This is a genomic window from Flavobacterium sp. AG291 (genome assembly GCF_003350375.1).
Lineage (GTDB): Bacteria > Bacteroidota > Bacteroidia > Flavobacteriales > Flavobacteriaceae > Flavobacterium > Flavobacterium suzhouense.
The window spans coordinates 57,235-76,581 of the sequence record NZ_QQAR01000003.1 but is presented as its reverse complement, the minus strand read 5'-3'; the positions used below and the strand labels follow the sequence as shown (position 1 = coordinate 76,581).

Annotated in this window: 20 protein-coding genes; 10 read left to right on the top strand and 10 right to left on the bottom strand. The window is 38.3% G+C overall.

The annotated features are described in order from the left end of the window. The first annotated feature begins 95 nt into the window (after window positions 1-95). Together DEU42_RS04325 and DEU42_RS04320 are read left to right on the top strand one after the other, a co-directional pair. Entirely contained in the window at window positions 96-698 is a 603-nt protein-coding gene (locus tag DEU42_RS04325; RefSeq protein ID WP_114757061.1) for an NAD(P)H-dependent oxidoreductase, read from the top strand. A 1-nt stretch (window position 699) separates the two neighbouring features. Beyond that, the gene (locus DEU42_RS04320) at window positions 700-2,598 is read left to right on the top strand and encodes a monovalent cation:proton antiporter-2 (CPA2) family protein (protein WP_114757060.1); all 1,899 of its coding nucleotides are present in this window, start codon (window positions 700-702) and stop codon (window positions 2,596-2,598) included. A gap of 170 nt (window positions 2,599-2,768) precedes the next feature. Here DEU42_RS04320 and guaB read toward each other — a convergent pair whose 3' ends face one another. Then, entirely contained in the window at window positions 2,769-4,241 is a 1,473-nt protein-coding gene (guaB, locus tag DEU42_RS04315) for an IMP dehydrogenase (RefSeq protein ID WP_114757059.1), read from the bottom strand. 133 nt (window positions 4,242-4,374) lie between these two features. On the opposite strand from guaB, the gene DEU42_RS04310 reads away from it, so the two are divergent. Next, on the top strand, window positions 4,375-5,220 hold the full coding sequence (locus DEU42_RS04310; protein WP_114757058.1) for a DUF6602 domain-containing protein: 846 nt from the start codon (window positions 4,375-4,377) through the stop codon (window positions 5,218-5,220). A 44-nt stretch (window positions 5,221-5,264) separates the two neighbouring features. Here the strand turns inward: DEU42_RS04310 and DEU42_RS04305 are convergent, their stop codons facing one another. Beyond that, window positions 5,265-6,128 (bottom strand): hydroxymethylglutaryl-CoA lyase, encoded by an 864-nt coding sequence (locus tag DEU42_RS04305; RefSeq protein ID WP_114757057.1) that lies wholly within the window; start codon window positions 6,126-6,128, stop codon window positions 5,265-5,267. Window positions 6,129-6,253: 125 nt separating this feature from the next. Beyond that, on the bottom strand, window positions 6,254-7,282 hold the full coding sequence (locus DEU42_RS04300) for a quinone-dependent dihydroorotate dehydrogenase (RefSeq protein ID WP_114757056.1): 1,029 nt from the start codon (window positions 7,280-7,282) through the stop codon (window positions 6,254-6,256). A gap of 100 nt (window positions 7,283-7,382) precedes the next feature. Between DEU42_RS04300 and DEU42_RS04295 the strand changes: the two genes are divergently transcribed. From DEU42_RS04295 to DEU42_RS04285, 3 genes are all read left to right on the top strand, one after another. Further along, on the top strand, window positions 7,383-8,006 hold the full coding sequence (locus tag DEU42_RS04295; RefSeq protein WP_114757055.1) for a hypothetical protein: 624 nt from the start codon (window positions 7,383-7,385) through the stop codon (window positions 8,004-8,006). 81 nt (window positions 8,007-8,087) lie between these two features. Continuing rightward, window positions 8,088-9,329, top strand: a complete 1,242-nt coding sequence (gene pepT / locus DEU42_RS04290; RefSeq protein WP_114757054.1) for a peptidase T — start codon at window positions 8,088-8,090, stop codon at window positions 9,327-9,329. 158 nt (window positions 9,330-9,487) lie between these two features. After that, the gene (locus DEU42_RS04285; RefSeq protein WP_114757053.1) at window positions 9,488-10,072 is read left to right on the top strand and encodes a YdeI/OmpD-associated family protein; all 585 of its coding nucleotides are present in this window, start codon (window positions 9,488-9,490) and stop codon (window positions 10,070-10,072) included. 157 nt (window positions 10,073-10,229) lie between these two features. Here the strand turns inward: DEU42_RS04285 and yajC are convergent, their stop codons facing one another. From yajC to DEU42_RS04265, 4 genes are all read right to left on the bottom strand, one after another. Beyond that, a complete protein-coding gene (yajC, locus tag DEU42_RS04280; RefSeq protein ID WP_114757052.1) occupies window positions 10,230-10,514 on the bottom strand; it encodes a preprotein translocase subunit YajC in 285 nt (94 codons plus the stop codon). Window positions 10,515-10,517: 3 nt separating this feature from the next. Then, window positions 10,518-11,000 carry a DUF1573 domain-containing protein gene (locus tag DEU42_RS04275; protein WP_114757051.1) on the bottom strand — a complete coding sequence of 161 codons (483 nt, stop codon included), beginning with the start codon at window positions 10,998-11,000 and terminating at the stop codon, window positions 10,518-10,520. A gap of 23 nt (window positions 11,001-11,023) precedes the next feature. Beyond that, a complete protein-coding gene (gene nusB, locus DEU42_RS04270; RefSeq protein WP_114757301.1) occupies window positions 11,024-11,941 on the bottom strand; it encodes a transcription antitermination factor NusB in 918 nt (305 codons plus the stop codon). 121 nt (window positions 11,942-12,062) lie between these two features. Continuing rightward, complete coding sequence (locus DEU42_RS04265) at window positions 12,063-13,166, bottom strand: Glu/Leu/Phe/Val dehydrogenase dimerization domain-containing protein (protein WP_114757050.1); 1,104 nt, start codon at window positions 13,164-13,166, stop codon at window positions 12,063-12,065. Window positions 13,167-13,362: 196 nt separating this feature from the next. Between DEU42_RS04265 and DEU42_RS04260 the strand changes: the two genes are divergently transcribed. Together DEU42_RS04260 and DEU42_RS04255 are read left to right on the top strand one after the other, a co-directional pair. Beyond that, window positions 13,363-15,123: an ABC transporter ATP-binding protein gene (locus DEU42_RS04260; protein WP_114757049.1), complete on the top strand. Its 1,761-nt coding sequence runs from the start codon at window positions 13,363-13,365 to the stop codon at window positions 15,121-15,123. Between the two features lie 71 nt (window positions 15,124-15,194). Continuing rightward, a complete protein-coding gene (locus DEU42_RS04255; RefSeq protein WP_114757048.1) occupies window positions 15,195-15,566 on the top strand; it encodes a PUR family DNA/RNA-binding protein in 372 nt (123 codons plus the stop codon). A gap of 290 nt (window positions 15,567-15,856) precedes the next feature. Here the strand turns inward: DEU42_RS04255 and DEU42_RS04250 are convergent, their stop codons facing one another. From DEU42_RS04250 to DEU42_RS04240, 3 genes are all read right to left on the bottom strand, one after another. Then, window positions 15,857-16,192 (bottom strand): tRNA-binding protein, encoded by a 336-nt coding sequence (locus tag DEU42_RS04250; RefSeq protein WP_114757047.1) that lies wholly within the window; start codon window positions 16,190-16,192, stop codon window positions 15,857-15,859. Window positions 16,193-16,276: 84 nt separating this feature from the next. Further along, complete coding sequence (locus DEU42_RS04245) at window positions 16,277-16,837, bottom strand: hypothetical protein (RefSeq protein WP_114757046.1); 561 nt, start codon at window positions 16,835-16,837, stop codon at window positions 16,277-16,279. A gap of 165 nt (window positions 16,838-17,002) precedes the next feature. After that, window positions 17,003-17,935 carry a peptidylprolyl isomerase gene (locus DEU42_RS04240; RefSeq protein ID WP_114757045.1) on the bottom strand — a complete coding sequence of 311 codons (933 nt, stop codon included), beginning with the start codon at window positions 17,933-17,935 and terminating at the stop codon, window positions 17,003-17,005. Between the two features lie 116 nt (window positions 17,936-18,051). On the opposite strand from DEU42_RS04240, the gene DEU42_RS04235 reads away from it, so the two are divergent. Continuing rightward, a complete protein-coding gene (locus DEU42_RS04235; protein ID WP_114757044.1) occupies window positions 18,052-18,852 on the top strand; it encodes a class I SAM-dependent methyltransferase in 801 nt (266 codons plus the stop codon). A gap of 42 nt (window positions 18,853-18,894) precedes the next feature. Beyond that, window positions 18,895-19,347, top strand: coding sequence for a DUF1569 domain-containing protein (locus DEU42_RS04230; protein ID WP_114757043.1), 453 nt, complete (start codon window positions 18,895-18,897; stop codon window positions 19,345-19,347).

The following is a 19,347-nucleotide window of genomic DNA, read 5'->3' as shown; positions in this document are numbered from 1 at the left end:
AAACTGCGACTGTGACTGAAAACTTCTATAAAAAATGGTCAAAAATCCTTATATTGCATTACAACCGCGTTTAGCATAATCAAACAGGTTCATATATGCCAAATAAGATTTTAATACTCTTCGCGCATCCGCTGTTCGAGAAATCGAACGCCAACAATGCGCTTGTAAGCCATATCCCAAACTCCCCTAACATTACCTTTCACGACCTGTATCAGGAATATCCTGAATTCGATATTGACATGAAACGTGAGCAGGAACTCCTCATGTTGCATGACATTATTATCTGGCACCATCCCATGTATTGGTATAACTGCCCTCCCCTGCTCAAGCAATGGATAGATATTGTACTGGAACACGGTTGGGCTTACGGCAAAGAAGGCTTTGCACTTAAAGACAAAAAACTATTACAGGTGATTACCACAGGCGGACGAAAAGAAAACTATAGTCCGCTGGGGCGTGACCGTTTTACCATACCTCAGCTTTTGGAACCTTTTAACCAGACAGCAAAGGTTTGTAATATGATATATCTACCGCCTTTTGTTGTACACGGCACACATTCTATGGATGAGGACGGTTATGAAAAGAACGCAAAACTGTACGGACAGGTTCTCGAATATTTAGAGAATATAGACCTTAACATAAAAGAAGTTTCAGAGTACCACTATTTTAACGACTGGATAAAAACAAAATTAGGATAATATGCAGGACAGTTTTTTCTTTCAGGCCATAATATACCTTGTCGCAGCCGTGGTATGTGTCCCTATTGCCAAAAAAATAGGACTTAGCTCAATATTAGGTTATTTATTTGCCGGAATCATCATTGGTCCTTATGTACTGGGCTTTATTGGCCAGGAAGGTCAGGACATTATGCATTTTGCCGAATTCGGAGTTGTAATGATGCTATTCCTCATCGGATTGGAGCTTGATCCACAGAAATTCTGGCGAATGCGGAAATTCATAATTGGTATGGGCACCCTTCAGGTAGTGGGTACAGCTGCTGTATTATTTATAGCCTGTTCGTTTGTACTCCGCTGGGAATGGCGTGCTACACTGGTTATTTCGTTAGCACTTACCCTTTCTTCAACTGCTATCGTAATGCAGACCCTAAAAGAAAAAGGACTTACCAATACCTCTATGGGGCGTTCTTCTTTTGCTATACTACTGTTTCAGGATATTGCCGTAATCCCAATCATGGCAATATTACCCTTATTGGCCGAAACTGACGGAGCAGTAAATCTCGAGCACGTAAATCAGTCACTTATTTCCGACTTTGAACCCTGGCTGCAAACGCTTATCGTTTTTGGAGCCATAGGAATGGTTTATGTAGGCGGACGTTTTATAATTGTTCCTTTATTGCACGTAGTGGCCAGAACAAGGCTTCAGGAACTGTTTACAGCTTCAGCACTATTATTGGTAATGGGTGTATCATTTATGATGCAACTGGTAGGATTAAGCCCTGCGTTAGGCGCTTTTCTTGCAGGACTGGTATTAGCCAACAGCGAATTCAGACATGAATTGGAAGGCGATATTGCCCCTTTTAAAGGACTGCTTTTAGGCTTGTTCTTTATTGGTGTTGGTGCTTCCATCAATTTTTCACTTATTATGGCCGATCCGGCATTCATTATCATATTTACTACCATATTCAACAGTATCAAGTTTTTTGTATTGCTGATTGTTGGAAATATATACAAGAAAAGCTCGGATCAAAATCTATTATTCTCTTTTGCGTTAAGCCAGGCCGGAGAATTTGGATTTGTAATACTCGGATTTGCATTGCAGCTTAATCTTATGCCGGAAGAGTTATCCAATCAAATGATGGCGGTAATTGCCATTAGTATGGTAGGAACACCTTTCTTATTACTAATAAATGAAAAGCTCATAGACCCCTATTTTGGTGTGAAGGAAAAACAGCCAAAAGACAAATACGATTCTATCGATGAACATAATGATGTAGTTATTGCCGGTTTTGGAAACTTTGGAAGTACCATCGTGCGTTTGCTAAAAACAAATGGCATTAAGGCAACCGTACTCGACATGGACTCCGATAGGGTTGATTCTCTTCGAAAAATGGGATTTACGGTTTACTATGGAGATGCCTCCAGGCTTGAACTTCTTAAAGCAGCAGGTTGTGACAATGCGAAATTGTTTATTGCCGCCATTGATAACCCAAGGGTAAACCTCGAGGTAGTGGAAATGATAAAGAAACACTTCCCACATTTAAAAGTACTGGCTCGTGCCCGTAACCGCAGTGATGCTTTTGAGCTACTGGATATGGGAGTAAAGGATTTTTACAGGGAAAATATGTATAGTGCTGTTCATTTGGGTGTAGATGCGTTGGTAGAGCTTGGCCACAGGCGTTATACCGCTACACGACAAGGTCAGCGCTTTATGAAGTACGACGAGCAATCTATAGCAAGATTAGCTGAAAAACGTCACGACAAAAAAGCCTTCCTGATGACCGCTAAAGAAGAAATTGAAATGCAGGAGCAACTTCTTCGCAATGATCTATACGCACAGCTTGGTGCCAATGATCATGCCTGGGAAAGTGATGATATAAGTAAAGAACGTAGGGAAGAACTTGACAGCACTACGGATTAGACTATAGTTGTAATATCAAAAGTTCTACACAAAAAAAAGATTACAAAATTAAAAATCAAAAAAGGCACAGAGAAGAAGTTTTACAACTGCTAATCCATGCCTTTTCATGTAATATTATCTTCGGACTTTACGTCTTTAGACCTTATAACTTTAGTCTTTCGACTTAAAAATTATCTTGAATAATTCGGAGCTTCTTTAGTGATCGTTACGTTATGAGGGTGGCTCTCTGCGATACCACTTGATGTTAAACGTACAAAACGGCTGTTTTCCTGTAGTGTAGGAATGTCTTTAGCACCACAGTAACCCATACCTGCGCGAAGACCTCCAATGAACTGAAGCATGCTTTCGAAAAGCTCTCCTTTATAAGGAACGCGCCCTACGATACCTTCCGGAACCAGTTTTTTCACATCGTCCTCAACATCCTGGAAATAACGGTCTTTAGAACCTTCTTTCATAGCCTCTACAGAACCCATACCACGGTATGATTTGAATTTTCTTCCTTCGAAGATGATTGTCTCACCCGGAGATTCTTTAGTCCCTGCAAGAAGCGATCCAAGCATTACACAGTCCGCACCCGCAGCAAGCGCTTTAGGAATATCACCTGTATACCGGATACCACCATCAGCAATAACAGGAACACCTGTAGCTCTAAGAGCAGCTGCCACTTCAAGAACTGCAGAGAACTGAGGGAAACCAACACCTGCAACTACACGTGTAGTACAGATTGAACCCGGACCGATACCTACTTTTACAGCATCAGCACCGTTTTCTGCAAGGTAAAGCGCAGCCTCTGGAGTAGCAATGTTACCAACAACTACATCAAGCTGAGGGAATTTAGCTTTTACTTCTTTAAGAACCGTTACCACACCTTTAGTGTGACCGTGAGCCGTATCGATGATAACAGCATCAACACCTGCGTTTACAAGAGCTTCAGCACGCTGAACAGCATCGGCAGTAACCCCAAGGGCAGCCGCAACGCGAAGGCGTCCGAACTTATCCTTGTTAGCGATAGGTTTTTGGGTAAGTTTAGTGATATCCCTGAATGTGATAAGGCCAACAAGTTTGTTGTCAGCATTTACAACAGGAAGTTTCTCGATCTTATTTTTTTGAAGAATACCTTCTGCTTCCTGAAGCGTAGTACCTTCAGCAGCAGTAACAAGGTTTTCAGACGTCATTACCTCAGTAATTTCACGTGAATTATTTTTTTCGAAACGAAGGTCACGATTTGTAACGATACCTTTAAGGATTCCGTTAGCATCAACTACAGGAATACCACCAATACCATACTCACGCATTGCGTTTTTAGCATCACCTACGTTTGATGTAAGAGGAAGCGTAACAGGATCGATGATCATTCCCGACTCCGCTCTTTTTACTTTACGAACTTCAGTTGCCTGCTGCTCGATCGTCATGTTTTTATGAAGAACGCCTATACCACCTTCACGAGCCATAGCAATTGCCATTGCACTTTCGGTTACAGTATCCATCGCAGCAGATACGATAGGAACATTTAGCGTTATGTTTTTAGAGAATTTAGACTGTATGCTAACTTCGCGCGGTAATATTTCAGAGTAATTTGGAACCAGCAGAACATCATCGTAAGTAAGGCCTTCACCGATGATTTTAGAAGTGTGTGCTTTCATTATGCAATTGTAGTTAAATTGCATGCAAATATACATCTTTTTCTGCGAATGCAAAATATAGAGTATGATAATATATTTTTATGGTGGGATAGAATAATATTATCTTAGATGCTCAATAACAAATTTTCGTAAAATGATTAGACCGTCGGATTTAATTAATGTCCATCTAAAAGAGGTTGAGGCAGTAATTGCACAATCAGGTTTGCTTCTTCAAAAAAAAGAAAATGGGCAATCCGGTGAATTAAAAAGCTCTGGTGACCTCGTTGAAACTTATATAAGAAACTTTCTTAGACAAATCTCACCAGAAGGTATTCGTATAACCTCTGGATACATTGTTAATTCGCTTACATTTAAAAGCAAACAAAATCTTTCACAACACGATATAATTTTATCAAATAAAAATACTCCTCCTCTATTTTCAATAATTGAAAATAAAATCGCCATAGTTCCTGTTGAATCCATGGTTGGCATTATTGAAATAAAACGAAATCTAACAAAAGAAAGTATTAAACAAGCTCAATCGCACATTAAAAAAACATATGAAGAAGTAATCAAAGATTACAAAACAAAAGATTTAGATAATAATACATTTGGCATAACCACCATGCCGAGTACATTATCACCAATGTTTGGGATTATTGGATTAACATCTGAATTATCACATGAAGACATTAAAGAATTAATTGATCCAGACATAATTGACTTCGTTTGGGCGTTTCAGCATGACGAATCTTTTGTTGTTGGTGATTTTAATGGTAAATGCACAGGAACTATTTCTAGGAAAGATATAAATCAACCTAGAATGTTAAGTATCAAAGGAGAAAATACTGTTGTATTTTCTAAAGTTAAAGGGATAATAAGATTTTGGTTATCAAGCCTAGCGTCACAATGGATGAAAGCAGATTCAATTAATGGATACTATATTGATATTTGGGACAACATAGAGAAAACTAATGAGATTCCTCCTTCGTCGGAATGACAGAGTACATAGACTGTAAATTTACAACCGTAAACTGTAAACTCTTAATGAAACTCTCCAAACAACTTTGTTGCTTCATTATAAGCACTCTCAAAGCTCATGGGCTGCATATTGGTATCAGCTTTTACAGTGGTGAAATACGATAACATACGCTCTGTAGGCATATTTCCGGTAAGGTCGTCTTTTGCCATTGGGCATCCGCCAAAGCCTTGTATTGCGCCATCAAAACGCTTACAGCCGGCTCTATAGGCTGCATCTATCTTTTCGAACCATTTATCAGGTGTAGTGTGTAAATGCGCCCCAAATTCTATCTGAGGGTATTTAGGTATAAGATTCGAAAACAGGTAATCTATCACATCAGGCGTAGAACTACCTACAGTATCACTAAGCGAAAGTATCTTAACGCCCATTGCTGCAAGTTTTTCGGTCCACTCCCCTACGATCTCAACATTCCACGGGTCACCATACGGATTCCCGAAGCCCATAGACAGGTATGCCACTACTTCTTTGTTAGAAGCATCGGCAATGTTCAATATTTCCTGAAGGGTAATTATTGATTCGGCTATGGTTTTGTGCGTGTTACGCATCTGGAAGTTCTCTGAGATCGAGAACGGATAGCCTAAGTATTGTATTTCTTTATGTTCAGACGCCATTTGAGCCCCCTGCGTATTGGCAATGATAGCCAGCAGCTTGCTTTGCGTCTTAGAAAGGTCAAGCCCTGCCAGCACCTCAGCCGTATCCACCATTTGCGGAATAGCCTTTGGCGAAACAAAACTTCCAAAATCTATAGTATCATAACCAATCCTTAACAGGGACTGTATGTAGCTTATTTTCCTTTCGGTAGGAATGAACGCCTTGATGCCTTGCATGGCATCGCGGGGGCATTCGATAATTTTAATCTTTTCCATAAAGGCTCAAAGATAATAGATTTAGCACATTTACGAAAACGTTTTCTCTTTTACGAGTTTTGGATTATTCGATTTTTGGATCGTTCGAAAAATCCAACAATCAAAATATCGAATCATCGAACTATCTAAGAATTCAATAATTTTTTATTGATATCCTTAATAAGTGCCGGACCTTCATAAATAAAACCTGTATACAGCTGTATAAGGCTTGCTCCTGCTTCCAGTTTCTCTATAGCGTCATCGGCAGTATGAATACCTCCTACTCCAATGATAGGGAATGCTTTGTTGCTTTTCTCAGAAAGGAATCGGATAACTTCCGTCGAACGTTTGGTAAGAGGTTTACCGCTTAGTCCTCCTGTCTCCTGTTTGTTTTCAGACACCAGTCCTTCTCTTGAAATAGTGGTATTAGTAGCTATTACACCGGCAATCTTAGTTGTTTTTACAATATCGATAATATCCAGAAGTTGTTCGTCCGTCAAATCCGGAGCTATCTTAAGCAATATTGGCTTCTGTACCGGTTTTGCAGCATTCTTATCCTGAAGCGTTTGCAACAAGTTCGTTAATGGCTCTTTATCCTGAAGCTCTCTCAGGTTAGGTGTATTTGGCGAACTCACATTCACCACAAAGTAATCTACGTAATCATATAAAGCATCAAAGCAGATTTCGTAATCGCTTACCGCATCTTCATTCGGTGTTACCTTGTTCTTCCCAATATTTCCACCTATAAGCACGTGGCCTTTCCCTTTAGGATTCTTTTTCAGGCGTTCTACAGCTTCCTGCACCCCGCCATTGTTAAAGCCCATACGGTTAATAAGCCCACCATCTTCCCTTAAGCGGAACAACCTCTTTTTAGGGTTTCCATCCTGAGGTTTTGGTGTCAGGGTTCCGATTTCTATAAAGCCGAAACCCATATTAGCCAACTCTTTGTACAGTTTGGCATCCTTATCAAGACCAGCTGCAAGGCCAACCGGATTTTTGAACTTCAAACCAAATACCTCACGTTCCAAACGGGGGTCGTTTACTTCATACATTGATTTAAGCAGTGACGGTATTCCCGGTATGCTGTTTAAGAAACGTATTGATGAAAATGTAAAATGGTGAATTTTCTCCGGATCGAAGCGGAACAGTATAGGCCTTATTAAGGATTTGTACATATCGTTTTGTTTGGTGTGCAAATTTATGAATAACAAGCCATATTAAAAATTAAAGTGTAAAAGTTATTACATTTGATGATTCAACCCATACAAACACACCATGCTCAAAGGAGTTTTTACAAGCCTTGTAAATAAATATACCCGTGAAAAATCCCTAATTGAGACACTATGGGATGACATTGAGAAACATTACACCTCTCAAAAACGCCATTATCATAACCTGCAGCATTTAGAGAATATGCTTGTTCAGCTTGAAACCTGCAGAGAACAAATTACCGACTGGGACACCCTATTGTTTTCTCTTTTTTACCATGACATTATTTATAAGGTAACTTCTAAAGAAAACGAAGATAAGAGTGCCTTGGTAGCAATCAAAGCCCTTAGCAGCATTGGTTATCCTAAAGAAAAGGTAAAACTTTGTGCAGAACAGATACTTGCCACAAAAAATCATGAATTAAGCACTGACAATGACACCAATTTATTTACGGACGCCGACCTGTCTATTTTAGGCAGTGAATGGGAAATTTACCTTGAATACAGCCGGCAGGTAGGGAAAGAATATGCCATCTATCCTGACTTTATGTACAACCCGGGCAGGAAAAAAGCTTTACAACACTTTTTAGGCATGGAATACATTTTTAAAACGCAGTTTTTCAGGGAAAAATTTGAAGACCAGGCCAAGCAAAATATACACACCGAAATAACACTTCTTTCTAAAGAATAATACATAGAAAATTTATCTAAAATCAATACAGAAATACGTAAAATCGTAAATTTGCACTTCATTAATAAATAAAATTCAAAAATGCAGCATATCATAGACCGTTTCATTAGCTATGTGACCATTGACACAGAATCTGACGCAAACTCTCCAACTACACCAAGTACCGCTAAACAATGGGATCTTGCCAATAAACTTGCCGAAGAGCTTAAAGCTATAGGTATGGAAGATGTTACTATTGATGAGCATTCATACGTAATGGCTACATTACCTTCTAATGTAGACCATGAAGTTCCGGTTATAGGTTTTGTTTCTCACTTTGACACAACACCTGATTTTACAGGAGCTAATGTTAAACCGCAGATTGTTCCAAATTATGACGGTGGCGATATCATCCTGAATAAAGAGCTTAATATCGTATTATCTCCGTCTTACTTTAAAGACATGCTGCAATACAAAGGGCAGACACTTATCACTACTGATGGTACCACCCTTCTTGGCGCTGATGACAAAGCAGGTATTACTGAAATTGTAACTGCTATGGAATACATGATCCAGCATCCTGAGATTAAACACGGAAAAATCCGTATCTGTTTTACTCCAGATGAGGAAATCGGACGTGGTGCAGACCTTTTTGATGTAGAGAAATTTGGTGCTGAATGGGCGTATACTATGGATGGAAGTCAGATTGGTGAGCTTGAATATGAAAACTTCAATGCAGCCGGTGCAAAAATTACTTTTAAAGGTATCAGTGTTCACCCGGGTTATGCTAAAGGTAAAATGATCAACTCTATGCTTTTAGCTAACAACTTCATTAGTCAGCTGCCTGCTAATGAAGTTCCTGAAAAAACAAAAGGTTATGAAGGTTTCTTCCACGTTGTAGGTATCAGCGGAAGTATCGAAGAAACAACCGTTCAGCTTATCATCCGTGACCATGATAAAGTAAAATTTGAGGAGCGTAAAGTGATGATCCAGACCATTACTGACAACATAAACGCTGAATACCAAAAGCAATTTGGCGGTGATGTGGTTATCCCTGAAGTAAGGGATTACTACTACAACATGAAAGAAAAGGTTGAGCCGGTTATGCACATTGTAGAAATTGCCGAAAAAGCAATGAGAGAACTGGGTATCGAACCACTTATCAAACCTATTCGTGGCGGAACTGATGGCTCCAGACTTTCATACATGGGCCTACCATGCCCTAATATCTTTGCGGGCGGACATAACTTCCACGGAAAATATGAATATGTTCCTGTAGAGAGCATGCAGAAAGCTGTAGAGGTTATCGTTAAAATCGCTGAGCTTACTGCTGAAAAGAAATAATAGATTAAAACATACTTTTTGCCACGAATTACACAGATCACCACAAATTAGCTTTTGTGTTATTTATGTAATTCGTGGCTTATTTTTTACCCCTCCTGAAATTATTACCAAACAGAATATTCTTTATTTTTAAGCTTATAAAAATAAATCCCTGCCCTATGGAAACCAAAGAGAAATATGACTGGAACAAGAACGGTCAGTGGCCTGAAGAACTTGAGGTACTGAAAAGTATCATCAACAAAACAGAACTGGTTGAAACCACCAAGTGGGGAGGCATTGTGTATACCATCAATAACAAGAATGTTTTAGGCATTGGAGGCTTCAAAGATTTTTTCACCATTTGGTTCTTTAAAGGTGTATTCTTAAAAGATGAAGCCGGTATACTTGTAAACGCTAATGAAGGTGTAACCAAATCGTTGCGACAGTGGCGTTTCACTTCAAAAGACCAGATAAACGAAAAGATGGTCCTTCAATACATTCATGAAGCTATTGCTGTAGAAAAGGCCGGTTTGGGTATTAAGCCCGAAAGAAAAGAAGCCGTAATACCCGAACGCCTTCAGAAAGAACTGGATGCTTCAACCGAGTTAGCTGAAGCTTTCGCAAAATTCTCACCTTACAAACAAAAAGAATTCATCGAACAGATAGCAACCGCAAAACAGGAAAAAACTGTTTTAGCACGCCTTGAAAAGATAAAACCGCTAATTCTTCAGGGTATTGGACTGAATGATAAATATAGGAAATAATAACAGTAGTGATCAGTCGTAATTTACAATTACAGTCTGTCATTGCGAGGAGGTACGACGAAGCAATCTCTGAGATTGCCGCGCTCCATTACATTCCGCTCGCAATGACATAAGCACCATAAAAAAATCCCAATCTTTCGATTGGGATTTTATTTTATTATTTAACTTCTTTAGGGTTGTTTAATTTCTGGCTTAGTTCAAGTGATATAGCCGAACGCTCCATTTTAAGCTTTCCTGCCATAGTCTCTATAACTAATGAATCTTCAGCTATTTCAGCAATCCTTCCGTGGATGCCGCTTTTAGTGATGATCTTATCACCTACTTTAAGATTCTGCTCAAACTCTTTTTCAAGTTTTTGCCTTTTTTGTTGGGGACGTAGCATTAAAAAATATACTACTACGAACATTAGTATAATTGGTGCAAATGATGTTATCTGTTCCATATATTAGTGTGCTGCCGGCGCAACACCAATACCTCCTGCAGGAGCTTCAATGTTAGCCTTAAATTTAAGAACTTCTGAAGCTTTTTCAGTGTTCATGTTTACTGTAACTGTTTTTTCCTGTTGTCCGCTTTTTCCTGTAGAATCAAAAATTACTTTGATATCTCCTGATTCACCCGGTTTGATAGGTGTTTTAGTAAACTCAGGAACAGTACATCCGCAGCTTGGTTTAGCATCACTGATAACAAGATCAGCAGTACCTTTATTTGTTACTTTAAATGTGTGCTCTACTTTGTCTCCCTGTTTGATTTTTCCGAAATCAAACTCCATACTGTCAAATTCTGACACCGGAAGGTTTCCTGACTGCGCGTGAGCAATTTCAGCATCTTTAGCTGTTTTGTCGTCTATGCGTAATGCTGCGTTTTCTTTCTTGCATGCTGTAAGCACTAAAGATGCTACAAACAACATAGCGGCTGTTTTTTTCAACATAACTTAAAAATTTATAACTTGTTTTACATTAAACCTCTGCCGGTTTTGATTAATTTATTACTTGCCTGGTAATCTTTGATAAGATTATCAAGGATTCCGTTGATAAAAATACTGCTTTTTGGCGTAGAATACTCCTTTGCAATCTCAAGATATTCATTTATGGTTACTTTAACAGGTATCGACGGGAATTTTAAGAACTCACAAATTGCCATTTTAAGAATAATAGCATCTATTTCAGCTATACGCTCTGTATCCCAGTTAGGCGTTTTATCTATAAATTCTTTAGCCAGCTCCTGGTTATTAAGTACTGTTTTACGGAAAAGATCTTTCACAAAATCTTTATCGTCAATATCTTTATAAAGCCTTGGTACCTTAAAAGTTTCTTTATCTTCCTGAGCAGGCGTCATTAGCCCAAGTTGTTTCGCTATAAGCGTATTCACAACAGGAATATCATCAACCCATGTAAGCTTATGATCCTCAAGGTATTCATATAATTTTTCATTAGGAGCAACAACTTCAGTAAAAAGATTCGTTACAAAGTCACGATCTTCTTCAAAGCTATTGGTTTTGCTTTCCATGTAATTTTTATAAACTTCACTTTTCTTAACATCATCAAGCAGAAGAAGGATATAATCATCATTATTCTTCCAATTGTTAATATTCCTGTCAGCCATAGCAATGCTAAGCGAATTGCTTTCTGCCAACATATTAAGAACTTGGTTGTTGATGAATTTTTTGTTTGGATTGCGCTCTTCGGCAGTAGCAAGGTGTTTTTTTGATGATTTTTCTATAAAATCTTCCTCACTGTTCCTAATCTCTACCAATGCAGACAGCATGATAAGATATAAGTCACGAATGTTTTCAATACTATTAAAAAGGAACTTTTCTTCCTTTTCAAGATTGTCTGAATCATTTTGATGCATAGCATATATTGACTGCATCACTTTAACCCGAATATGTCTTCTGTTTAACATCCGCCTATAAGAACTTTAAAAATTAAGAGAGCGAAAGAGAATACCCCTTTCGCTCTGCAAAATTAAGAATAATATTTTTGTAAGCTAATTATTTAGCCGTTTCTTTTTTTCTGTCATCAATACGCTTCTGAGCGATTGCCATTGCAGCCTGTTGCGTAGTAATACCCTGAGCCTCAGCAAGAGCAAATATCTCAAGTGTAGTATTGTAGATATTTTCAGTTCTTCTCATAGCCTCAGCTGAATCATAACCTACAATCTCTGCATAAACATTGATAATACCACCTGCATTGATCAGGAAGTCAGGAGCATAAAGTATACCTTTTTCCTGAAGTATTTTTCCGTGAACAAGCTCATTAGCCAACTGGTTATTAGCAGCACCGGCAATAACTTTAGCTTTTAGTTTATCGATAGTCGCATCATTGATGGTAGCACCAAGAGCACATGGAGCGTAAATATCTACATCAGCAGCATAAACATCCTCGCCTGTATAGATTGTAGCACCATATTTAGCTGACACCTCTTGCATTCTTGCTTCATTGATATCGGAGATCTGAACAAGAGCGCCTTCTTTAGTAAGGTAATCAATAAGGGTTTCACCTACGTGACCTGTACCCTGTACCAATACTTTCTTACCGTCAAGCTTGTCGCTTCCAAATTGATGAAGCGCAGCAGCTTTCATACCCATGTAAACACCATAAGCTGTTACAGGAGAAGGGTTACCTGAACCTCCACGTTCTACAGAGATACCTGTAACGTGAGGCGTCACATCACGGATAAGATCCATATCAGCAGTAGTAGTTCCTACATCTTCAGCAGTAATATATTTTCCGCTTAGTGTGTGAACGAACTGACCAAATCTTGTGATCATTTCCGGAGTTTTATCCAGTTTAGAATCACCTATGATAACAGCTTTACCACCACCAAGGTTAAGACCAGAGATAGCCGATTTATAAGTCATCCCTCTTGAAAGCCTTAAAACGTCGTTTAGAGCCTCCCATTCGTTAGCATATTTCCACATTCTGGTACCACCAAGCGCAGGACCTAAAACTGTGTTATGTATACCTATAATTGCTTTTAAACCTGTATCTTTGTCATGGCAAAAAACGATCTGCTCATGGTCATTGAATGAAGCCTGTCCAAATACAGGATCAACTTTACTAAGCTCGTTAGCCTTAATAACTTCTGTTATCATAATAATATTTTTTAAATTTGAATTTTATTCAAAAACAGAAGACAAAATTATACATTTAATTAAAATAAAGGAAATTAAAAGTCCTTTTTTATCGATTCTATAATAAACAACGGTTATTTTTAATTGCTTAATCACGTCGTTTTCGACACTTTTTTAACAATTAATTAATATATAAAATTGCATTTGAAAAAATAACATGAAAGAACTTCAGTATTTAAATAAATATTTTGCAAAATATAAATTTCAATTTCTTCTAGGAATCTTTATAACGATAGTAGCCCAAATCTTCTCTTTATTCACTCCGGAGCTAATAAAGGACTCTATCAACTCTGTACTTTCTACAGCTCAGAATGGCAGCATACACCCTGAAAAAGTGAAAGGGATGCTCACTAACAACCTGTTACTGATATTAGCAACAACACTTATAGGTGGTGTTTTGACATTTTTTATGCGTCAGACACTTATAGTTATGTCCCGTCACGTAGAATTTGATCTTAAGAATGAGGTATTCCGCCAATACGAGAACCTTTCACCCAGTTTCTACAAAAAGAACCGTACCGGCGACCTTATGAACCGTATTAGTGAAGACGTGGGACGTGTACGTCAATACGTAGGCCCGGCAATCATGTATGCTCTCAACACCGTGATAAGTTTTGCCGTGATAACCACTCACATGTTCACGATTTCACCAAAACTAACCTTTTACACCCTACTGCCGTTACCTATATTAGCATATAGCATATTCTGGATCAGCCAGCAAATCAACAAGAGAAGCACTTTATACCAGCAAAATCTTTCAAAACTTTCTTCATTCACACAGGAAATGTTTTCAGGTATACGTATTGTAAAAGCCTACTCCCTTGAAAAGCAAAAACAGGACGATTTTACAGAACTTTCACGAGACAGTGTTGCTAAAAACCTGAGCCTTGCCAAAGTAAACGCTTTGTTCGGACCATTTATGATATTACTTATAGGTATAAGCAACCTGGTAGTTATATATGTAGGCGGCATGATGTACATAAACGGAAATATTGCCGAAATAGGTATCATCGCACAGTTTGTAATATACATTAACCGACTGACATGGCCTGTAGCCTCTTTAGGCTGGATATCATCAATGGTACAGGAAGCAGAAGCTTCACAAAAAAGGATTAATGAATTCCTTAAGATACAGCCTGACATTCAAAACAACAACCCTAGCCATACACCGGTTCTTGGTCAGATTGCTTTTGACAATGTTACCTTTACTTATGAAGACACAAATATTACAGCATTAAAAAACGTATCGTTTACAGTTAATAAAGGAGAAACTCTTGCCATATTAGGAAGGACAGGTTCAGGAAAATCAACAATACTATCTCTTATCAGCCGATTATATGATGTAGATAAAGGAAAAATTACCGTTGATAACGAGAATGTAGAAGACCTCAATCTTTACGACCTACGCAACAGCATTGGCTTTGTTCCTCAGGATGCGTTCCTGTTCTCCGATACCATCAGCAACAATATCAAGTTCGGTAAAGAAGAAGCTTCTCACGATGAAATTGTTGCCGTAGCGCAAAAATCCATGGTACACAATAACATTATAGGATTTAACAAGCAGTACGAAACAATTCTGGGAGAACGAGGCATCACGCTTTCAGGCGGTCAAAAACAGCGTGTATCTATAGCCCGCGCCATGATAAAAGACGCTCCTATATTATTATTAGATGACTGTCTTTCGGCTGTAGATACTGAAACAGAAGAAGCTATCCTTAACAACCTTTTGGAGTTCTGCAAAGACAAAACCACAATCATTGTAAGCCACAGGGTATCATCTGCGAAAAATGCTGATAAAATAATAATCCTGGAAGATGGTGAAATACTGCAACAAGGAACTCACAATCAATTAATAAACCAACAAGGATATTACAAAGAATTGTATCTAAAGCAACTTTCTGAAAAAGAATTGCAATAAATTGTTGGTTTATTTAGATTTTTTTTAGATTTTTGGTTTCCACATAAACCAAATTAAAAGAACCAAGGATTATGAGAGAAAATGACATGCTTGAAAAGGAAGAGATCTTTTCTAAAGTATTGAGAGCAGGCAGAAGGACATATTTCTTTGATGTAAGAGCTACTAAGGCTGATGATTATTATATTACCATTACCGAAAGTAAAAAGTTTACAGAAGAAGACGGGTCTTTCCATTTCAAAAAACACAAAATCTATCTTTACAAAGAAGATTTTAACGCCTTCAGAGACATACTTGACGAAATGACATCTTATGTACTTAACAACAAAGGTGAGGAAGTAATCTCTGAAAGACATCAAAAAGACTTTAGAAGGCTGTTTGGTGAAAAAGGCGAAGAAGCTGTAACCAGCGAGAGCTTTACCGACGTAAATTTTGACGACATTTAAACCAACAATAACCGTCAAAAAACTATGAATGATGAAGTCCGGAATCCGTGAGGTTTTTGGACTTTTTTTATTAGAGGTTGTTTCACAAAGAAATCACGAAGATTCGCAAAGTTTTTAGGTCTATTCATTTACGTTTTACCTCAGAATCAGTATTAATCGGTCATTATGAGGAGGAACGACGAAGCAATCTTTAACAGTATTCATAATTAAAAAACCTTTTTTAGATTGCTACACTCCTCTATGATGCTTTCGCAATGACGCCTCCTAAATATATAAAGACTACCCTATTCTCAACCTATCCTCAACCCATTCTCCACTCTAAAATCAGGAGCAAGGAGTACAACATCACCCTCCTGCTCTACGGCACCAAGTACCAGGCATTCGCTCATGAATTTACCGATCTGCTTTTTAGGGAAGTTTACCACTGCCACAATCTGGCGATTAACTAAATCTTCTTTAGCATAACGCTTTGTAATCTGCGCAGATGATTTTCGGATACCAATTTCAGCACCAAAATCAATAGTTAACTGATATGCAGGTTTTCGCGCCTCCGGAAAATCATTTACATCAATGATGGTACCCACACGCATTTCGGTTTTTTCAAATTCTTCCCAGCTTAACATAATTTATTTAATTTTTCAATGTAGCAATATAACAATTACCAATCAGCAAGCCCAATTGATACATTGAAGAATTAATACATTGTTACATTACTCCAGCTCAAGAACAATATCCACCGGCTTATTCATTTTACGCCCGAATTTTACGGCAGCCTGCTCGCTTTCATTAGAACACAATATATACATATTATAACTGTATAACGGCAGAATAATAGTTTTAAATTTTCCTCCATTTTCTTTTCCGTCAACATCTTCTATCTTTACAGAAAAATTATCAGCAGGGAATGTATTTGCGACACTAAGAAGATAATTATCCTTTGCGAACGGAAAGAAATAACGTTCTTTTTTAGCGATTTCTCCCGATTGTAGTCTTTGATTATTATCACCAATCAGATAATTCATTGTAAAAGCCATAGGCTGGTTCGCATTCTTAAAACTATAGCGATTACCAATATTAATAATATCTCTGCCTGTACTATCTACAACTGTAATTTTCAGATTTTTAATATTCTCCTTTTTACCCGATTCATGCACATCAAGCACTATGTATGACGTAAAATCGTAACCGCAGTGCATAGTATTACCACCAGGCAATTGCGCTTTTGCAGTAAGCCCAAAAAGAGAAACCATTATTAGTAAGGCGTATTTCATAAGTAATTGAATTGCTGCAAAAATAGGATTATACCTTGTTACTTTCAAAAAGTATTCCATATTAGTTTACAGTTGACAGTTTTAAGTTTACAGTATGCGCAAAAAATAAGGCCATTCTTTCGAACAGCCTTATATATCTCAATACTAAAATCAAATATTTCAATACTATTTTACATCCATTAGCTCAACGTCAAAGATAAGCGTTGCATCCGGCGGAATAACGCCTCCTGCACCACGCGAACCATAACCTAAGTGAGAAGGGATAACAAAACGGGCTTTATCACCTACCTGAAGTAGCGCAATACCTTCGTCCCATCCTTCGATAACATGCCCCATCCCAAGAGGGAAATCAATTGGTTGCTTTCTTTTGTACGAAGAATCGAATTCCATACCGTTCTCAAGAGCTCCTTTGTAGTGAACAGAAACAGTTTTACCTTTTTCAGCCTGTTTCCCGTTACCTTTCTGGATAATTTTATAACGAAGTCCGCTTTCAGTTTTGTCAAAACCTGCAGCAAGTTTCTCCATAGACTCTTCAGCTTGTTTTTTAGCTTCAGCAAGACGTTTTTCACGAGAACCTTCAAAAGTTCTGAACGCTTCGATAGCATTCCATTTTTGAGCCTCTTCACCAACACGGATGATTTCAACGCTTTCAAGAGCATCATTACCCTGAACAGCATCAACTACATCCTGACCTTCAACTACTTTACCAAACACAGTATGTTTATCATCTAACCAAGGCGTTGGAACGTGAGTAATAAAGAACTGAGAACCATTTGTACCAGGACCTGCATTAGCCATTGAAAGCACACCCGGAGCATCATGACGAAGTGACGGATGGAACTCATCATCAAATTGATAACCCGGTCCACCTGTACCTTTTCCAAGCGGGCATCCACCCTGAATCATGAAATCAGCGATAACACGGTGAAATTTAAGTCCGTCATAATATGGTTTGCCCTGAGGCTTAGCGTCGTTTTCAAGGTTTCCTTCTGCAAGGCCAACGAAGTTTCCAACTGTACCTGGCGTAAGATCGTATGTAAGTTTCACAAGGATAGAACCTTTAGAAGTATTGAATTTTGCGTAAATTCCGTTTTCCATTATGTTGTTGTTTATTTTGAAAGATGCAAATTTACGAATTAATTCACTATTTCCAGTAACAGCTTATCATAACAAAAGTTTAAATTTGAAAAGCTGAAAACCAATCCTATACAAAAATGAAAAAAGAAGATAATTATCTCGACATAAACCGAAAGGCATGGAACGATAAAACCGAAGTGCATGTAAACTCTGAATTTTATGATACGCCATCATTTCTTGCAGGGAAGAATACATTAAATGATATTGAACTACCTTTACTCGGTAACATAAAAGGTAAAAAGATACTACACCTGCAATGCCATTTTGGGCAAGATACCATCTCGTTCACCCGCATGGGAGCCGAGGCAACAGGAGTCGACCTATCCGATAAAGCAATCGAAAAAGCCCGCGAATTATCAGTTCAAACAGAAGCGCATACGCGTTTTATCTGCTCTGATGTTTACAGCCTGCAAGAAGTACTGAACGAGCAATTTGACATTGTTTTCACAAGCTATGGAACAATCGGATGGCTGCCGGATCTTGAAAAATGGGCAGCAACGGTATCGCGTTTCCTGAAACCGGGAGGACAATTCGTTTTCGCTGAATTCCACCCCGTAGTATGGATGTTCGATTCTAATTTTGAAAAAGTAGCCTATCGTTATTTTAAGACCGAAGCCATTATTGAAACCGAACTTGGCACCTACGCTGATATGACAACCCCGGCTGAATATGAAATGATAACATGGAATCACAGCATCAGCGAGGTAGTAAACAATCTTATTAATGCAGGCCTCGAAATAAATCTTTTGAACGAATATGACTACTCCCCTTATAACTGCTTCCGTGGTACTGAGGAGTTTGAATCCGGAAAATTCCGCATAGCTCATTTAAGAAATGACATACCCATGGTATATGCGATAAAAGCCACAAAAAAGTAAAAAGAAATATTATTAATTTTGGGAAAACTATCAAAAAACGAAATGGAGAGCATATACAACCCAAAAGACAACCAGGACATAATAAATCGTATAGAGTCACTAACACCTATTACACTTTCCCAATGGGGTAAGATGACCGTTAGCCAAATGCTGCTGCATTGCCAGCAACCTATAAAATTAGCTTACGGCACGCTACAGGTTAAACCACAACCTTTATTAAGCTTTCTGTTTGGTAAAGCAGCAAAAAAGAAACTTACAAGTAAACAGCCATTTGGCAAAGGTTCACCAACAGCAAAGGAATTCATTATCAAACATGAGCCCGATTTCGAAAAATCCAAAAAGGAATTAATCGAGCTGGTAAGAGTTTTTGCTAAAGAAGGCCATGCAGCCATAAAAATAGAAAAACATCCCTTCTTTGGACACATGACACCTCAGGACTGGGATGCAATGCAGTGGAAACACCTTGACCACCACCTGAAACAGTTTGGTGCTTAA

Excerpts from the sequence above, each read along its gene's own strand:
- DEU42_RS04325 (WP_114757061.1), top strand. The coding sequence starts at position 96 with ATGCCAAATAAGATTTTAATACTCTTCGCGCATCCGCTGTTCGAGAAA.
- DEU42_RS04320 (WP_114757060.1), top strand. The coding sequence starts at position 700 with ATGCAGGACAGTTTTTTCTTTCAGGCCATAATATACCTTGTCGCAGCC.
- guaB (WP_114757059.1), bottom strand. The coding sequence starts at position 4,241 with ATGAAAGCACACACTTCTAAAATCATCGGTGAAGGCCTTACTTACGAT.
- DEU42_RS04310 (WP_114757058.1), top strand. The coding sequence starts at position 4,375 with ATGATTAGACCGTCGGATTTAATTAATGTCCATCTAAAAGAGGTTGAG.
- DEU42_RS04305 (WP_114757057.1), bottom strand. The coding sequence starts at position 6,128 with ATGGAAAAGATTAAAATTATCGAATGCCCCCGCGATGCCATGCAAGGC.
- DEU42_RS04300 (WP_114757056.1), bottom strand. The coding sequence starts at position 7,282 with ATGTACAAATCCTTAATAAGGCCTATACTGTTCCGCTTCGATCCGGAG.
- DEU42_RS04295 (WP_114757055.1), top strand. The coding sequence starts at position 7,383 with ATGCTCAAAGGAGTTTTTACAAGCCTTGTAAATAAATATACCCGTGAA.
- pepT (WP_114757054.1), top strand. The coding sequence starts at position 8,088 with ATGCAGCATATCATAGACCGTTTCATTAGCTATGTGACCATTGACACA.
- DEU42_RS04285 (WP_114757053.1), top strand. The coding sequence starts at position 9,488 with ATGGAAACCAAAGAGAAATATGACTGGAACAAGAACGGTCAGTGGCCT.
- yajC (WP_114757052.1), bottom strand. The coding sequence starts at position 10,514 with ATGGAACAGATAACATCATTTGCACCAATTATACTAATGTTCGTAGTA.
- DEU42_RS04275 (WP_114757051.1), bottom strand. The coding sequence starts at position 11,000 with ATGTTGAAAAAAACAGCCGCTATGTTGTTTGTAGCATCTTTAGTGCTT.
- nusB (WP_114757301.1), bottom strand. The coding sequence starts at position 11,941 with ATGCAGTCAATATATGCTATGCATCAAAATGATTCAGACAATCTTGAA.
- DEU42_RS04265 (WP_114757050.1), bottom strand. The coding sequence starts at position 13,166 with ATGATAACAGAAGTTATTAAGGCTAACGAGCTTAGTAAAGTTGATCCT.
- DEU42_RS04260 (WP_114757049.1), top strand. The coding sequence starts at position 13,363 with ATGAAAGAACTTCAGTATTTAAATAAATATTTTGCAAAATATAAATTT.
- DEU42_RS04255 (WP_114757048.1), top strand. The coding sequence starts at position 15,195 with ATGAGAGAAAATGACATGCTTGAAAAGGAAGAGATCTTTTCTAAAGTA.
- DEU42_RS04245 (WP_114757046.1), bottom strand. The coding sequence starts at position 16,837 with ATGAAATACGCCTTACTAATAATGGTTTCTCTTTTTGGGCTTACTGCA.
- DEU42_RS04240 (WP_114757045.1), bottom strand. The coding sequence starts at position 17,935 with ATGGAAAACGGAATTTACGCAAAATTCAATACTTCTAAAGGTTCTATC.
- DEU42_RS04235 (WP_114757044.1), top strand. The coding sequence starts at position 18,052 with ATGAAAAAAGAAGATAATTATCTCGACATAAACCGAAAGGCATGGAAC.
- DEU42_RS04230 (WP_114757043.1), top strand. The coding sequence starts at position 18,895 with ATGGAGAGCATATACAACCCAAAAGACAACCAGGACATAATAAATCGT.